The sequence below is a fragment of the Spirulina subsalsa FACHB-351 genome (assembly GCF_026130165.1).
Classification (GTDB): Bacteria; Cyanobacteriota; Cyanobacteriia; order Cyanobacteriales; family Spirulinaceae; genus Spirulina_A; species Spirulina_A subsalsa_A.
Genome location: NZ_JAIHOM010000017.1, coordinates 14,767 through 30,785, shown reverse-complemented (window position 1 = coordinate 30,785; position 16,019 = coordinate 14,767). Strand labels below are relative to the sequence as shown.

The window sequence follows — 16,019 nt, the reverse complement described above, 5'->3', positions numbered from 1 at the left end:
GATTGAAGTATTAGGAGAAACCTCTCTGAGAGTTCATAAATGATTGGGAAACGCTATATCGTCATAAACAGCAGAAAATTCACCCGAAGTGATGGACGTGACCTACATTGTTAAAATTCTCTTGTTTTAATACTTTTATAGCCCCCAGATTTGTCAAGGGGGCGATTTTGTTTTACCCTAACGGGTAAAGCCTGTTTTTCTACCCTCTGTAATAACAAGGAGCTTCTGAGTCAAGGTTAGTGATCACTGAGCTTTGTCGAAGGCGAGAAGGTAGTGGGGCGCAGCTATCTCAGTAATTTGGGAGATGGCTTCCCTGCTGAGAAAATAGATAGGTTGGCAAAATTTGGGAGAATTTTAAATGGTTTCCGCACATCCTCTGTTAACAGAATCCTGTCTTTCTTTGAAAACAGAGCAATTATTTAACCTACTCACTGAAATTGAAAATGTCTTAATTATTCAAGATTTAGATGGGGTTTGTATGGGCTTAGTTCAAGACCCATTAAACCGAGTGATTGACCTTGATTATGTGAAAGCGACTCAACAATTTGAGGGTCATTTTTATGTGTTAACTAATGGGGAACATATTGGCAAACGGGGGGTTAATGGAATTGTGGAACGGGCGGCTGGGGGTGTAGAAATTGCCCAAAGGCAAGGTTTTTATTTACCGGGTTTAGCGGCGGGCGGAGTACAATGGCAAGACCGGAAAGGACGCATTGACCATCCGGGGGTGAGTGAGGCGGAATTGCAGTTTTTAGGGGCTGTTCCTGAACGAATTCAAGGGTGTTTAGAACAGTTTGCCTCTCATTATTTGCCGGGGTTTTCTCCTGAATTGATCGAGGGTGCTATTGATGCCTCGGTGTTAGATAATGTGGCTTCTCCTACGGCGAATTTAAACACTTTTTATGGGCTGTTGCGAGAACAAAATCAGGCGGGATGGTATGGGAAGTTGCAGGAGGCGATCGCACATCTGATGTCCCAACTGCTACAAGAGGCGGCCGCGCAGGGATTAGGCGATTCTTTCTTTGTTCACTATGCCCCCAATTTAGGCCGAGATGAACGGGGTTTAGAACGACTCAAACCCTTTGCTGAGGGGGATTCGGGGACGACAGACTTTCAATTTATGCTGACTGGAGGGGTTAAGGAGGCTGGGGTGGTGGCGTTGCTAAACCGCTATTATGGCCAACGCACGGGGACTTACCCCCTCGGAGAGTCTTTTAGTGTTCGCACGGCTCCCCAGACCTTAGAGGGGCTATTAGACCTGGTTCAGCGCCATTTTGACCCCCAGTGGATGCCTGTGATAGTGGGGGTAGGGGATACTGTCACCAGTCAAGTGGAGGAGCGAGAGGGGAAACGGGTGGTTTGTCGGGGGGGGAGCGATCGCAATTTCCTCCAACTCGTCCAGAATATTGGTGAGGCCTTCAAGATGGGGAATGTGGTCGTTTACATTGACAGTAGCAGGGGAGAGGTGAAAAATCGCCGTTCCGTGAAAGTAGAACAGGTGAACGGCGAGGCGAAAGTGACCGAAAACCCTTGTGATCCCAAAGATGTAGACGATCCCCTGACCTTGAATTTGGTCTTTGCGGGGGGACATGAGGAATACTGCACCCTATTCAAACGGGCTGCCTCAGTCCGTTCGTTCTAATCCTAAGGGGAGATCGTACTGTTGGCACATTTCCCCAAGTTTCTCCTTGAAGATATTCCGCACCGACTCCGGGGCCACAATTTCGCAGTCATTCCCATAGCGAAAGACCTCCCGGACTAACCAAAAAGGATTAGTCACTTTCCGCACTACTTGGCGAATGTCTCCCATGACTTCGTTTTCCAGGTCATCTTCTTTCGGTTCATAGGCTTTTACCATTCCACCCTTAAAGTGTAATTGCACTTCAATGTAACCTAACCCCTCTTTACGCCAAGTTCCGTCATACTGCAAGACATTGACAATCCGATCTAAACGAAAGCAGCGATTGTGTTGGAGTTCAGGGATCTGTTGATCTGGACTGATCTCCTCACACCAGGCCTCAAGGTAAAAGCGTTTCTCACTAAAGCCAATCTGACCATACTGCACGTTAAATTCTTCATGTTCTTTCTGACTGTTGGTGTAAATTAAGTGAAAGGGTTGTTGTTTCTCAATCTGCCCATCCACCACCCTGCGCCAGGCCTCCGTATCATGACTAATCTGTTGTACTAAAGCCTTACGCAGGGGGCTTTCTAGCTGTCCTCGGGCGAGTAAAAGCTCAACGATAGTTTTCGCTTCGGCCATCTGTCCAGAGTCTACCAAAGCCTTAATCACTTGTTGGAGTGCGTGGACTTGGGAAGAGTTGAGGGTAAAGGGTTTTCCGGTTTCTACTTCCCCTTGGGCGATCGCCACCAACAACCCAGAAATGCTCGGACTATTGCCCCACAAGATATTCAGGCGACGGGCAACCTCTTCGAGTTGTTCCTTCGTCCCCGGCGGAATTGATAGTGTCAGTGTTTCTTTTTTTCTGGGCATATTAATACTTGCACTTTTTTGTTTTATGTGCCATAGTATGTATTGTAAAGGTTTTTAGGCAGATTTGCTGCTAAGTGCATTTATGAATTTGTTCTAGATTCGTAAATTTGTTCTAGAATGAAGGAGATATGAGAATAAACACCATAATTGAGGTGAACTATGACCGATGAACAACTCTTAGCCAGAATTACGATTGATCCGAATATTTTCCGAGGAAAACCAATCATTCGAGGTCGTCGTTTAGCCGTTGAACATATCTTAGGAATGTTAGCCGCAGGAGACACAACTGAAACCATATTAGCGGCTTATTCTTGGCTTGAACCTGAAGATATTCAAGCTTGTTTATTATATGCTTATCGATTAGTTAGTCGGGAACGAGTAGAACCCTTGATTATGAAAGCTGTCCCATGAGAATTTTATTAGATACCTGTGTATCAGCATTGGTACTTTCACACCTTTTAAAAGCAGGTTTTGATGTGGTTTGGACAGGAGACTGGCTAACCGATCCCGATGATGAAGAGATTTTAGCAACAGCCTATCGTGAAAATCGTATTCTCGTAACCCTAGATAAAGATTTTGGTGAATTAGCTATTCTTCAACAACATCCCCACTGTGGCATTCTCCGTTTAGTCAATCTTAGCACTCAACAACAATGTACTATTTGCCTACAAATTTTAACGACTTACGGCGCAGAATTAGCATCAGGTGCAATCATTACTGCCGAACGAGGAAGGGTGAGAATTAGACAATCTGATACTTAATATAATCGATTAAACTAATCTACTATGTCCCCCTATTCCATCACCCTAAAACCCGTCTAAATCAACGAATTGAGGAGAATCATCAATCATGATTGCCGCCTTAGATCCTATCCCCATGCCCCCCCAAGAATACCTAGAATGGGAGGAAAAACAACCCCTAAAATATGAATATCTAGAGGGGAAAGTATACGCCATGACAGGGGGAACAATTCCCCATAATGATTTAGCCGTTAACCTCACGACACTCCTAAAAAATCACCTGCGAGGAAGAGGATGCAAAGTGCAAATGGCCGATGCCAAAGTGGGAATTTCTGAACAGGGGCCATTTCATTATCCAGATGTGATGGTGAGTTGCGATGAACGAGACAGACGCGCAACGCGAGTTTTATATCATCCCTGTCTCATTATTGAGGTATTGTCTCCCAGTACCGAAGCTTTTGATCGAGGCCGCAAGTTTCAAAATTATCGTCAAATTGCCGAGTTACAGGAGTACATCTTAGTGAGTGCTGATCAAATAACAGTGGAGTGTTTTCACCGCAACGATCAGGGGATTTGGGAGTTGTACACCTACACCGAGGGGGAGTCAGTCGCATTCAGGAGTGTGGGGTGGGAAGGTGTGATTACAGAGATTTATGAAGATGTAGTGTTAGAAGGAGGTCAACGAGATGGAAGAATTCAATGATAAAGCCAGAGACAAGCTCTGGCTCTCAAACCCTCGTAGGTATTGGTTGATGAGATGGACAAGTCCTCATATCAATTGCGGCACTTTTTCAATTCCTTATAGGTTGTGGGGTGCTAAGTGTCATTATACCTCAACGATAGATTCTGTTGCGGAGGATTTTCGTATCCATTGCCGCACTAACCCAGAAATCTGCTATACTAAAAAAAGCGAACCAGACAGTCGTCTGTCTAGTCCTCTCTGATTAATATTCTTTCTAACCTCTAGGGTAAGACAGAACTCGTCTGGTTGGCAATATCCAATCTATGAGGAATTTTACTCATGAAAAAAAGCTTACCCGAACAAATGATCGAGCTTATGTCCGATGGTGCTTGGCACTCTACTGAAGAATTGGTTAAAAAAATCAGTCATCGGTTTTCTGCAACGATGCACATTCTTCGTAAGCGAGGTTACAAGTTCGACACGCGTCGTCGTCTTGAAGATCAACAACATGAATATCGTTTGGTGATTGAGTCAAGAGTAATCATTTAGATTTGACCGTAATGGGAACAGATTCAATCTGTTCCCATCCCAAAACCCCAAAAACTCATTCTTTGGAAATAGGCTTTTTCAGCATTCCGTACAATATCAATCTTGCATCCCAACCGCAAAACATCCCCCTTCTTTCCTCTAAACCCATGATTCACCCCATTGCTCCTAACTCCGCCATCTTGCAAGAACTTCCCTATCTCAAAATGCTCATTCTCTTTGGTTCAAGAGCAAAGGGAAATCCTCATGTGAATAGTGATTGGGATTTTGCTGTTCTTTATGATCACGAATTATATGAACAAATGATTCAAAAAGCTCAAAGTTGGGAATTTCTGAAAATTTATATGGTGTTCTCAGATTACTTCCAAATTCCCAGTGAAAAAATAGATATTGTTGAACTAGAGCGCTGTCCTCCTTTACTCGCTTATCAAATTGCTGAGTATGGAAAGCTCTTGTATGAGGAAGAATCGGGATTATTTGAAAAATTCCGACAACAAGTGGTGATGAGTGAACAAGAACTGCTCGAAGAGCGCAAAATATTACGCGATAGCTTAGAATCTTTCTTACAAAAACGAGGGGTATGAAAAATTTAGATATTAATGTCGTATTCGTGCGAATAAAAAAAATCCAAGAATATCTGACTCGCTTAGAACGCTATGAATCGATGACACTGGAAGAGTTTTTACAAGATACAGATGCACAAATAATTGTGGAGCGAATGATTCAACTCATTACTGAGGTAGCATTAGATATCAATAAATATTTGCTGGCTCAACTCGGTATTTTGCAACAGCGAGAGAATTGGACAAATAAAGAATATTTCTTAGAAGCTGCAAAGTATAGCATTTTAACTTCTGAACTGGCAGAAAAACTTGCTGAAGCAGCAGGAATGCGTAATGTGTTAGTCCATTTGTATTTAGAGATTGATCCTAGAAAAGTTTTTCTAGGAATTCACAACAGTCTAAAATTCTACCCTCTTTATTTGCGTCAAATTGCTAATTATTTAGATACACTTTAGACTACGAAGGAGTTCAAAATTAATGCTTAAACGAAGTCGTTTGCTAGGAAATGTTACAACAGAAAGCCTTGAAAACCACTACTATAAAGAAATTCGCCCTAAACTGTATGAATTACATGGGAGTCATGCTCAACATGGCACGCGCACAGGACGCAGTTTAGCAGAACATTTAGATTCTGCTTGTCAATTTGTCCTGACGGTGAGCAAACTTGCAAAAGTGACAGAAGACAAACGCGGCTGCATTTTAGCAGCTACTGCGGTGCATGATTTAAATAAGCTAGCCGAGGATGGACGCAATGTAAAAACCTTAGCACGGGATAAAACCTTCCTTCAAGAACAATTAGGACGTGCTGCTGTTGCCGAATTGGTAAAAACCGATGAAGACTTAGAATTAATTAGACGTTTAATTGAACGACATTCTGGACACAATGCCAGTGATGGATTGCGATTTTTACCTGAAGATAATAATATAAAACGCTGGGCAGCTATGCTCATCGGGGCAGATTTATTTGACTTAGGAATTGACAAAAAAAAGAGAATAAGTAAAGTTGAAACGGAGCTTACTGTTGCACTCGGTCGGAATATTCAACTGTTTGAGATTACCCTCTCGGAAGAGCGCGGATATCTCACATCTTTATTGTTAGTGGCTTGTGAGGAAATTTTGCATCGTCATGGACTCCATACTTTAGCCATTAATCCTAATGGTCAAATTTTTTTAGGGGATAGTTTTCCTACAGAAAACATTATTCCAAAAATTGCCCAACGATGGCAGAAAAAAATTAACGGTGTATTTAGCAGCAATGTTGAACAATTAGTTAAAGCTACTAAGGATGGTATTAAAGTCAATGACCAAGCAGTACAACAAAATCCAGATGCTGCCTTAGATCAAGTTGATGCTCTTTTGGTCAAAAAAAGCAATACCTATAAAGCTGATAAATTAGCACAAGATATTGCAAAATATGGAGGTGATGCCGGAGAGGAAGCAGTTAAACTGGCAGAACAATTAGGACTCTATCCTGTTTCTAACGCTGAAGAATTTGCTTTTTCCGAAGGATTAAAAGCTATTTATCTCAGTTATCGAGAAGCAAAAATAAGTCCTAAAGATGCTTGGGATCGAATTTCTAAACAGTTGGATATTTCTCCTGAACGAAGAGATGCTTTAGAACCATTTAATGCCCAATATGGACGGAGTTTATTCGCTGCATCAGTCGTTGCAACTAAAGGTATGGAAGGCATTCAAGCAGCTTTAAAAGATTCTTTTGATCTGCGACAAACGGAAGAAAATGAAGTTCCAGAAGACCTAATCATTGCCGTGCAACGGTTGCTCAATTTATCACAAAGGAATGAATGGAATGGATTCTCAGAATTCAATTCTTATATTGAAGCAAATCCTCGTCAACGTTGCTCGTTAGGGACAACTTCATCCCAAATTAGTGAACTGATTTCTAATCAAATGCCTCCAGGGACAAAAGTTCAATCATTTTCTAATCGTTTACCCGGAGGAATGAGTGCAGAACCTAAACGTAGGGGGGATAACTTAGCCGCTTTAAGTTACCAACTTTTAGCGATTGGGGCAAACTTTCCTAAAGCGGGTAAACAAGACCCAACTTATTTACATTTTGCCTTACCTCAAGGTTCAAGTCCAGAACTAAAAGCGATTTGGAGAAAATGGCTAGAAGATAAGGCAAGTACCAATGCAGATGGTGGAACAGTTACGGTTGATGAGTTACAATTATATCGGGATAATATTGTGGCTTTTCAAGCAAATAAAGTAGTGGGTGCAGCTTTACCAAAGCGTCCTGATTTAATTCAATCCACTGTGATTATTCCCATTGTTTGGGGGGAAGTTAATAGCTCTTTGGCGTTACTCAAATCTTTGCGATTAGCGTTAGAATTAGCTTTAGCCCTCGATTTTGGTTTCCCCTTTGTTTTGGGCGGAAATTTAGAAATTGAACCCCACTGGGAGCTATTTGGACGAGTTGAAGGGATTCCTTCTGCATTACAAGCTTTATTAGGGAATGGACAATACTATCGTGACGGTCAACTTTCAGACAAAGTAAGAGCCAATGCGTTAACGGCTGAAAAAGTTTTGGAACGATTACAATGTTTGGGCAAGCTCACTATTTCTGTAGCTAGCTTACAGAAAAAAGATGATTGCTTGTATGACCTAGCAAGAGCAGTTCAACGTCCTTTACAGCTTTATTATGTGCTTTTACGATGGGTTTTAAGAGAACAAGATGAACCCAACTTAGAAGCAACCTGGAATAAAGTAAAACAACCTTTAACCACTTTACTGGAGAGTCTCATGTCAGAAGAACATGATCAGATTTCATACTATCTCAAAACTGCTGCAATGATTGCAGAAACGGCGAAATTACGGGGAAGTTCTTTCCGTAGAACATCTCAAGCTGAACCCTTTTCAGAGTTCATTAAAGCTGTTCGTTCTCGCAAATCTCATTTAGATTGGGATACAGTTTTTGCTTCTTTAGTGCAGCAATATCACACTCGATTAGACCGGATTCGAGAACATGGAGTAGGAGCAACTAAATATGAACAAATTAAGCAATTTTATCAAGTTTTACGTCAAATGTTTGATGAAGTTTACAATGACCGTCCTGAGCGTCTTTTATCTGATAGTAAGACCTTAGAAGCGGCTTACTTATTCTTCTTGCAAGAAGCACGGCAAGACCTCAAAATCAATGAGGAAAAAGCAGAATAATTGTAGGTTGGATGGAACGTATTATAATCCAACCGTTCTAAAAGCTTTGAGTCACTCAATCTCAAGACCTCTTCAGCGTATAAAATACGCCTCTACATACCACACGATAATCTAGGAGATTTCCATGTCTATTGAAAAATTAACCCCTTTCCTCGCTCCTCAGTACGAAAACTTTCCGAAAGGTCGCACCATTGGTTTAGTTGTGTTACGAACTACCCAATCTGAAACCATTTTTCGGACAGAAGGCACAGGTGAACCCATGTGTACTGAATCTGTTGCCGCAGGGATTCAGGACAAAACAATTATTCCTCGTTTAGTGATGACTAAACGCAAACAAGTTGCTCCAGAACGACGAAAAGGACGGGAATTTTTGCGCTCTCATGAGTTACTCTATACCGCTAAAAATGGTAAAATTTGCTCCTTAAATACGAATGCACCTTGTGAAAATTGTATTGATTGTTTTCTTTATGGTTTTGCCGCAGGAGGAGAAGGAGCGCAAAAAAGCCGTATTTGGACAGAGGATGCCTTTAGTATCTTACCTTCTACGGAATTAATTGGCGATCGCACGATCAACGCCGTGTTTGAAACAGGAACCATGCGGGATGAAGAAGGAAAAGCTTCTACGGCATTAAATACCAGTGAGTACATTAAACCAGGAGTTCATTTCCTGGATATCGTCACCCTCAAAGATGTCACCGCAGACGAATTGCGTTATGTGTTAGGTAATGTCTTACTCACCACACGCTATGGTGCAGTTTCCAGTCGAGTTGGACGAATGGACAACCAAATTTTAGGGGTATTTGGTGGCATTGCAGAACTCCCCAGTTCTCTTGAGTTAGTGCAAGGTGTTTATGATCAACTGAAAGCCGGAAATATAGCCTTAGAGCATCCTTTACAAACTGAGCCGATTGTGGCTGCAACCCAACAAATTATTTCAACTTGGACTACCAAGCGAGGAATTTCAATGCAACTTTCTGTGTCTGAATTAAACAGCCTTCTAAATGATGTTGATCACCATTGGTCTTTAACTGAGCAAGAAGGCTTTTTAAAACGCTTAGATAGTACCTATTCAGAGTTTCGGAAGACCCCAGAAGCTAGTAGTAAAAAAAAGAAAAAAGGGGGTGATTCTTAAGGTTTTTATCAGTTAGTTAGAATGACATAAAGCCCAACACCTTTACCCAGGACTGTTGGGTTAGACCTTGCTTCACTTGACCTAAATTATTCATACTATTTCGTTTGTTGAATCATGCCACAACTTGAATTAGAAATCACTACCTCTCAAGCATTTTCTAAAACGGCTAAATTAGTTGAATTATGGTGTGCTGAACCTGTCTTTTTTGCCTCACGGGAATTGTCAGACACCTATTACACCGAGGGAACTATTGGCAACTATGCCCTAGCTTATGCGTTAGGATGGGCGCGATCGCCTTATCGTCTCACAGGACAGGATACCGGAAGACCACGCTATCTGGAAGACCTTACCCCCCTAGCAGGAGACTCCTACATCCTTCCTGCATGGCCTGTTAATCAACAAGTATCCTTCCGTTTTGAACGCTTTAACGCCCTTTCTGATGCCTATTGGTATGCGATGACGAATAATCGTGTTGCAACGGCAAGGGAGGATTTACCCATCGTGCGGAGTGGGAAAAAACCGAATAGTTTTCGTCCCAGCAACTTCCCCCAAACAGGTCGTTTACGAGTCATTGAACGCAATAATCGCTTTCAAACTCTGGTATTTGGCGATCGCACCCTACCTGAATATATCCGAGTGGGCAAATTTACTAGCAAAGTCCGTGTAGAGATTATACAAGAGTATGAAATCCGCAATTTACCAGAGGACAATTATCTTTGCAATACCTATCTGAGTGCCGGAGATATCCCTCAAAATTTGCAAATGCTTGCCTTTGATGTCCTTTCAATTCCTCCTGTTTCATTGCTCAAAAACTTACAGTTTTACGGTGCAGCTTGGCAAATCGGCAACTTTATCGTTCCAGCAAATCTGAACTTTTGTGGTAGCCATCATCATGAATAAACTTGAAATTCAACTCGAATCAGCATTCATTGCAAAATGCTTAGAAATTCCCTCCGAATTACAAAGCTGTATGCCGAACGCATTACAACATCAAGTCGATGTTTTTAATGTGGCTGAAACCCATGATATTATTCTGGATCTTGCCCCCACTGGAACCGGAAAAACGGAAGCTGGACTGAGTGTATTAAAACATAATCCTCATCGGAATGCTGTTTATATCGCACCAACAAATGCGCTGATTGAACAGCAAACCCAAGCGGCTAAAGAGTTTGTAAAAAAAGCAGGTTTACCCCATATAGTCAAGGCAGCCTCAGCAAAACATATCCAAACTTGGTCAGATCAGCGAGTAGGAACACGATCAGGGGAAAAACTCTATAATGTGTTACGAGAACCCGCAACTATTTTTCCTGAATGTAGCGGCAATCCAACTTTATTAGTCACCAATCCTGATATCTTTTACTATGCCACATTCTTTGCTTATAACAAGCTAGATAAAACCAATATTGCCAGTGAATTTTATAGCAGTTTTTCGACCATCATTTTTGATGAATTCCATCTTTATGATGCCAAACAACTGGTTGGTTTATTATTCTATCTCACCCTCTCTCAAGTTTTTGGTTACTTTCAGCATAATCGCAAAATTGTTCTACTTACAGCAACACCAGAAGCGGCTTGTCAAGCAGCCTTAAAGAACCTTGAGATATCAGGAGTAAAGATTGCTTATATAGAGGGAAAAGAACAGCAGAACAATCTGATTCCTTCTCAAACACAGGTTAACTTAGAGATTCGTTCACAACCTGAAGAAAAAAAAGAATGGATTTCTACAATTACACAATTAGTCATTCAGTTTTTAAAACAGTATCCTGATCAAAATGGGGCAGTTATTCTAGATTCAAAAGATACTCTAAATCGAATTTCTGATCAATTGCGTGCCAAGGGTTTAGAACATCAAGTGGGGCGAATTATTGGCAATACTCCCACAGCACATCGAGAAATTGCAGCACAAAAACAGGTTATTTTAGCTACCAGTACCGTTGATGTTGGGTTTAATTTCAAAAAAATACCTAATCCGCCTAAGCAGAATCTAGATTGGTTAATTTTCTCCACCCGTGATCAATTTTCATTCTGGCAAAGAATCGGACGAGTTGGAAGAGTTTTAGGAAAATCTCAGACTGATATTCCGAGTACAGCGATTGCTTATCTTCCTCAAAAAGCATGGGAAGAAGGAATTGAGGAGTTGGATACGACTAGGGGACGCAAGGCACTGGCTGAAATGTTAGAAAAACTAGACTGTATGCAGCGTCCTTTTTTAAAAGTCTATTGGCAATCTGAAGCTTTTTTAGAAATCGCAAAACCTTTGTTAGAACTTGAGAAAGTTTTGGAGGGTTTGCCACAAGAACATCTTGTTATGGATTTATACCATAACTTGCAAGCTATTTTAGGAGGTCAAAAAGATTGGAGTTATTATCGAAACCGAATGAAAGTCATTCAAGGAGCAATCAATATTGCTCAACTACCTATAAAAAAAGTTCAAAAAGATTGGCAATATATTAAATGTGGTCGTAGCTTTGTAAACAGCTTTCTTAAAGCTTTATATGAAGAAGAGTGGCAAGCTTTAAAATCAGGAGAAACGTCTATTGAGGAAATCGAAGATTTGATTAAAAAAGAAAAATCTGTGGCTAAAGAGTTGCATGAATATGCTATAATTGTTCAAGAAAGCTACTCTCCTCTTTTCCGCTTTCGAGATAGTATTTTTGAGAACCTAAAAGTTTATGATCCCCAATACTTACTTTTAGATGAAGTAGGGGAAACCAATCTTGATCCCATTCATTTGTTACGATTTTTAGAATTTGTCACAGACGGAGAAACTATTGAGTTAATAGGACGTGCAGAATCTCCCTATAATCTGACTTTTTCATTAACCGTTGAAGACTTAGAAACCTTTGAAAATACTTGTCTAAGCAAACTCTATGCGTTCAAGAACTATACAATTCAAAGAACACAAGGAGATAGCACTCGTCCTACAGATTTTTCCCTAGCTTTACAAAATGCCATTCAAAATACTTACATCCCCAGTGTAATTGTGAAAGAACATCGTAAAAATCGTTGGGCAATTTCTAAGCTTAAGAAACAAGGATTAGGCTGTTATCCCGTCGAAGTTTCAGATTACCACACCATCAAACCTCAAAAATATCTATTGTTTCCCAGTTTATCCGGTATTTTGGCGATCGCGCAAGCAGGTTTTGCCCTCAAATGTCCTGATGATGCGGAATTTTGGGTAGCTTGATGTTGGGCTACGCATTTAAATATGTTAGGTCGTATTCTGGTTTAAACCCTTTTATCCTAAGATATTGACTCAAAATATGACCTATCGTTTCAGTCATTAAATCCTATCATCCTCCTATTATTAAACTACAATGATCACCGTTCAAGAACTGATTGAACATCTGCAAAAATATGACCCCAAAATGCGAGTCGTTATCGCTGGATACTATAGTGGCTATAACGATATCCTCACCATTTATCCCATCTGCCTGCAACTGAACACCCAGCGTCATCCTTGTAAGGGCGCCCATTCTCTTGCTCCCCTCAATCTCCCTAAAAATCAGCAAATATCGGCGATTTTTCTTGGAGGATATAACCCTCACTATTTACTCGATAAAACCCCATGAATCTAACAGATGAATATATCCCTATCGCGGCTTTAAATCAGTATGACTATTGTCCTCATCGCTATTGGCGAATGTTTGAAGCGGGAGAATTTACCGACAATGAATATACTATTGAAGGGACAAGTTTACACGATCGCGTTCACCAATTCGGCACGACAAATCAAGGGGAAATCTGGCAAATTCGCTCCATTTGGCTCAAATCCGAACAATATCAAGTTATCGGAAAAGCGGACTTAATTGAAGCAGAAGGAGGGAAATTTTACCCCATTGAATATAAACGGGGGAAAAAGGGAGAGTGGGGAAATGATGCTTTGCAAGTATGCGCACAAGCACTGTGTTTAGAGGAGATGACAGGACAAGAGATTGCACTGGGGTATCTCTATTATGCCCAGTCTCACCAACGGCAAGGGGTGGAAATTTCACGGGAATTGCGGGAAGAGGCGATCGCAATCCTCCAAAAAATTCGCCAAATCAGCCAAACAGGAGAAATCCCCAAACCCAATTATAGCAAGCGTTGTAAGGGATGCAGTTTATCTCAAAATTGTCTCCCCCAAGCCACCAAAAAAGTCAACACCTATCACGAGGAACCGTAATCATGGGTACAGTCTACATTACACAAGAAGATGCTTTTATTGGAAAAACAGATGAACGATTAACCGTTAAAGCAGACAAAAAACAAATATTAGATATTCCCTTGATGAAGATAGAAGGGATTGTTGCATTAGGGCGTGCCACCGTTTCTCCTGCCGTCGTAACCGAATTATTAGAGCGTAAAATTCCCCTCAGCTTCCTGAAAGTAACCGGGAAATATTTAGGACGATTAGAACCCGAAATGACTAAAAATATCTTCGTCCGCAAAGCACAATGGGAAGCCATCGGAACAGATAAAGCTATTCAAGTAGTTCGGGGATTTATTCGCGGAAAACTCAAAAATTATAAAAATGCTTTATTACGGCGCGATCGCCAAAATGCTGACCTAGACCTTAAACCCACCATCCAGAAGCTAGAACAAGCCCTAAACCCCCTATCCAAAAACGACCAGATAGACTCCCTACGCGGTCTAGAAGGGGCGGGAAGTGCCGCTTACTTCAACTGCTTTAATCAACTCATCCAAAACCCCCAATTTAGCTTTAAAACCCGCAATCGTCGCCCTCCCACTGATCCCGTTAACTCCTTATTGAGTCTAGGTTACTCTCTCCTACGTCATGATATCCAAAGTGCCGTTAATATCGTCGGATTTGACCCCTATTTAGGCTATCTTCACGTTCCCCATTATGGTCGTCCTGCCTTAGCTTTAGACCTCATGGAAGAGTTTCGTCCTCTCGTTGTTGATGCTGTCGTTTTAGCCAGTCTGAACCAACAAAAACTAAAACCTGACTATTTCACCACAGAACCCTTAAGTGAAGCGGTTTCCTTAACCTTAGAAGGACTAAAAATTTTTCTCCGTTTGTATGAAGAAAAAAAACAATCTAAATTCAAACATCCCGTCTTAGGCCGTCAATGTACTTATCAGGAATCTTTTGAAATTCAAGGGCGTTTATTAGCCAAATACTTAATGGCAGAAACGGAGCAATATCCACCCCTCGTTTTAAAATAATTTGTTGAGTATTGTTCACTGTTGGGTTATGCTGTCGCTTCACCCAACCTACGAATTACTTTCACTGTTGGGTTGCGCTATCGCTTCACCCAACCTACGAAGTTCTGTAACGAGGCTCAATCATTTATGTTGGTTGTTGTGAGTTACGATATTTCCGAGGATAAACGCCGCACCAAAATTCATAATATCCTCAAATCTTACGGGCAGTGGATGCAGTACAGTGTCTTTGAGTGCGATTTAACCCCCACCCAATATGCTAAACTGCGATCGCGCCTCAACAAAATAATCAACAGCGAGACAGACAGCATCCGCTTCTACTTCCTTTGTGGTTGCTGTCAAGGCAAAGTAGAACGCATCGGAGGGGAACCCGTCCGGGATGACACCATCTTTTTTGCTTAGTCCCCCAAAATTCCCCCCTTAACCCCCTATCCATCAAGGGGGATTCTGACTCGACTAAGATAGAAAGAGATTGAATACCTTGGATTAAATCATAATGCGAAAAATTCTAGTCCTTTTTCTCACCCTAACCCTCTGTTGGACCACAGTGGCCTGTGGGAGTTCCACCGTCAGTCAAAATCCCAGCACCAACAATGCACCCCCTGCGGCATCCCGTTCTCAACTCGCTGGAGGAGAGTATCCCGTCCAGCAAGCAGAGTATGATGACGCAACCGGAGAATATACCCTCATGGTACTAAATACTCCCCCTGGCACCCCCCCCATCTATCGCACCACCGACTTACAAATGGCACGCTTGACAGACGAAGAAATCCAAGCGGGTCAAAAAACCTACCTCAAAATTGACAACGACCAAGCCGTTTTACACCTCACCGAAGACTTTAAAATCGAATATGTCCATAATGTGACCGAAACCCAAACCAATCCCCAAACCGGACAAACCGAAACCGTCATTGTCCGTCGAGAATCCAGTTTCTGGACCCCCTTTGCCGGAGCCTTAGCAGGTCAAGCGTTAGGCAGTTTACTGTTTACCCCCCAATACTATGTCCCCCCCGTCTATACAGGTGGAGTCATGACCGGATATGGTGGCTATGGTTCTAGTTACAATCAGGCCGTCAATCGCTATCAACAACAGAACAACGCCCCTCCCCCGGCGGTCAAAAATCGCCAAACCCTGCGCACGACAGGGAATTTGCGCAACAACACCACCACAGGACGGAATAATCCTAACGCCAATCGTTCCACAGGCTCCGGTTTTGGGTCAAGCAATTTAAGATCCTCCGGTCAATCTCGTCCCCAAACCAATCGTCCAGCCAATCGCTCTCGGAACAGTTTTGGCAGTGGTACCCGTCGCTCTGTGGGGGGGCGTCGTCGTTAAAATTGGCGTGAAATACCACCTAACCCTAGTCAACATTTAAGGATTTCATCTAACCCAAGAGAGAGGACATTCATCCCCTCTCTCTTTTTTCAAGTATCAAACCCCGACATCCCCTCTCCCCGACGCACAGATTCGTTAAACTAAAGAATTATTGCCTCTCCTGTGCTGAAGTTGATCTATCTGAAATTT

17 protein-coding genes are annotated in these 16,019 nt (G+C 41.9%); 16 read left to right on the top strand and 1 reads right to left on the bottom strand.

Features of this window, described 5'->3' with window-relative positions; translation table 11 throughout:
- Nucleotides 1–358 precede the first annotated feature (358 nt).
- On the top strand, nucleotides 359–1,642 hold the full coding sequence (gene stpA, locus K4A83_RS05055; protein WP_265263347.1) for a glucosylglycerol 3-phosphatase: 1,284 nt from the start codon (nucleotides 359–361) through the stop codon (nucleotides 1,640–1,642).
- Here the strand turns inward: stpA and K4A83_RS05050 are convergent.
- Nucleotides 1,625–2,491, bottom strand: coding sequence for a helix-turn-helix transcriptional regulator (locus K4A83_RS05050; protein ID WP_265263346.1), 867 nt, complete (start codon nucleotides 2,489–2,491; stop codon nucleotides 1,625–1,627). The two genes, stpA and K4A83_RS05050, sit on opposite strands and share 18 nt — an antisense overlap.
- 159 nt (nucleotides 2,492–2,650) lie before the next feature.
- Between K4A83_RS05050 and K4A83_RS05045 the strand changes: the two genes are divergently transcribed.
- From K4A83_RS05045 to K4A83_RS04975, 15 genes are all read left to right on the top strand, one after another.
- Nucleotides 2,651–2,902 carry a DUF433 domain-containing protein gene (locus K4A83_RS05045; RefSeq protein WP_265263345.1) on the top strand — a complete coding sequence of 84 codons (252 nt, stop codon included), beginning with the start codon at nucleotides 2,651–2,653 and terminating at the stop codon, nucleotides 2,900–2,902.
- Nucleotides 2,899–3,252: a DUF5615 family PIN-like protein gene (locus K4A83_RS05040; RefSeq protein WP_265263344.1), complete on the top strand. Its 354-nt coding sequence runs from the start codon at nucleotides 2,899–2,901 to the stop codon at nucleotides 3,250–3,252. The genes K4A83_RS05045 and K4A83_RS05040 overlap by 4 nt, the downstream gene beginning before the upstream one ends.
- Before the next feature lie 88 nt (nucleotides 3,253–3,340).
- Nucleotides 3,341–3,934, top strand: coding sequence for a Uma2 family endonuclease (locus K4A83_RS05035; RefSeq protein ID WP_265263343.1), 594 nt, complete (start codon nucleotides 3,341–3,343; stop codon nucleotides 3,932–3,934).
- Nucleotides 3,935–4,252: 318 nt separating this feature from the next.
- On the top strand, nucleotides 4,253–4,462 hold the full coding sequence (locus tag K4A83_RS05030; protein WP_265263342.1) for a hypothetical protein: 210 nt from the start codon (nucleotides 4,253–4,255) through the stop codon (nucleotides 4,460–4,462).
- A 146-nt stretch (nucleotides 4,463–4,608) separates the two neighbouring features.
- Nucleotides 4,609–5,043: a type VII toxin-antitoxin system MntA family adenylyltransferase antitoxin gene (mntA, locus tag K4A83_RS05025; protein ID WP_265263341.1), complete on the top strand. Its 435-nt coding sequence runs from the start codon at nucleotides 4,609–4,611 to the stop codon at nucleotides 5,041–5,043.
- Entirely contained in the window at nucleotides 5,040–5,477 is a 438-nt protein-coding gene (hepT, locus tag K4A83_RS05020) for a type VII toxin-antitoxin system HepT family RNase toxin (RefSeq protein WP_265263340.1), read from the top strand. The genes mntA and hepT overlap by 4 nt, the downstream gene beginning before the upstream one ends.
- Nucleotides 5,478–5,499: 22 nt before the next feature.
- Nucleotides 5,500–8,196, top strand: a complete 2,697-nt coding sequence (locus tag K4A83_RS05015) for a hypothetical protein (RefSeq protein ID WP_265263339.1) — start codon at nucleotides 5,500–5,502, stop codon at nucleotides 8,194–8,196.
- Between the two features lie 124 nt (nucleotides 8,197–8,320).
- The gene (gene cas7d, locus K4A83_RS05010) at nucleotides 8,321–9,328 is read left to right on the top strand and encodes a type I-D CRISPR-associated protein Cas7/Csc2 (RefSeq protein ID WP_265263338.1); all 1,008 of its coding nucleotides are present in this window, start codon (nucleotides 8,321–8,323) and stop codon (nucleotides 9,326–9,328) included.
- A gap of 114 nt (nucleotides 9,329–9,442) precedes the next feature.
- The gene (gene cas5d / locus K4A83_RS05005; protein ID WP_265263337.1) at nucleotides 9,443–10,228 is read left to right on the top strand and encodes a type I-D CRISPR-associated protein Cas5/Csc1; all 786 of its coding nucleotides are present in this window, start codon (nucleotides 9,443–9,445) and stop codon (nucleotides 10,226–10,228) included.
- Nucleotides 10,221–12,515: a type I-D CRISPR-associated helicase Cas3' gene (gene cas3 / locus K4A83_RS05000; protein WP_265263336.1), complete on the top strand. Its 2,295-nt coding sequence runs from the start codon at nucleotides 10,221–10,223 to the stop codon at nucleotides 12,513–12,515. Before cas5d ends, cas3 begins: the two co-directional genes overlap by 8 nt.
- Nucleotides 12,516–12,645: 130 nt before the next feature.
- Entirely contained in the window at nucleotides 12,646–12,900 is a 255-nt protein-coding gene (locus tag K4A83_RS04995; protein ID WP_265263335.1) for a hypothetical protein, read from the top strand.
- Nucleotides 12,897–13,493, top strand: coding sequence for a CRISPR-associated protein Cas4 (gene cas4 / locus K4A83_RS04990; protein WP_265263334.1), 597 nt, complete (start codon nucleotides 12,897–12,899; stop codon nucleotides 13,491–13,493). Before K4A83_RS04995 ends, cas4 begins: the two co-directional genes overlap by 4 nt.
- A 2-nt stretch (nucleotides 13,494–13,495) precedes the next feature.
- Nucleotides 13,496–14,497, top strand: coding sequence for a type I-D CRISPR-associated endonuclease Cas1d (gene cas1d, locus K4A83_RS04985; protein ID WP_265263333.1), 1,002 nt, complete (start codon nucleotides 13,496–13,498; stop codon nucleotides 14,495–14,497).
- A 126-nt stretch (nucleotides 14,498–14,623) separates the two neighbouring features.
- Nucleotides 14,624–14,896 carry a CRISPR-associated endonuclease Cas2 gene (gene cas2 / locus K4A83_RS04980; RefSeq protein WP_265263332.1) on the top strand — a complete coding sequence of 91 codons (273 nt, stop codon included), beginning with the start codon at nucleotides 14,624–14,626 and terminating at the stop codon, nucleotides 14,894–14,896.
- A 94-nt stretch (nucleotides 14,897–14,990) separates the two neighbouring features.
- Nucleotides 14,991–15,830 (top strand): hypothetical protein, encoded by an 840-nt coding sequence (locus K4A83_RS04975; protein WP_265263331.1) that lies wholly within the window; start codon nucleotides 14,991–14,993, stop codon nucleotides 15,828–15,830.
- The last annotated feature ends 189 nt before the right edge of the window (nucleotides 15,831–16,019 follow it).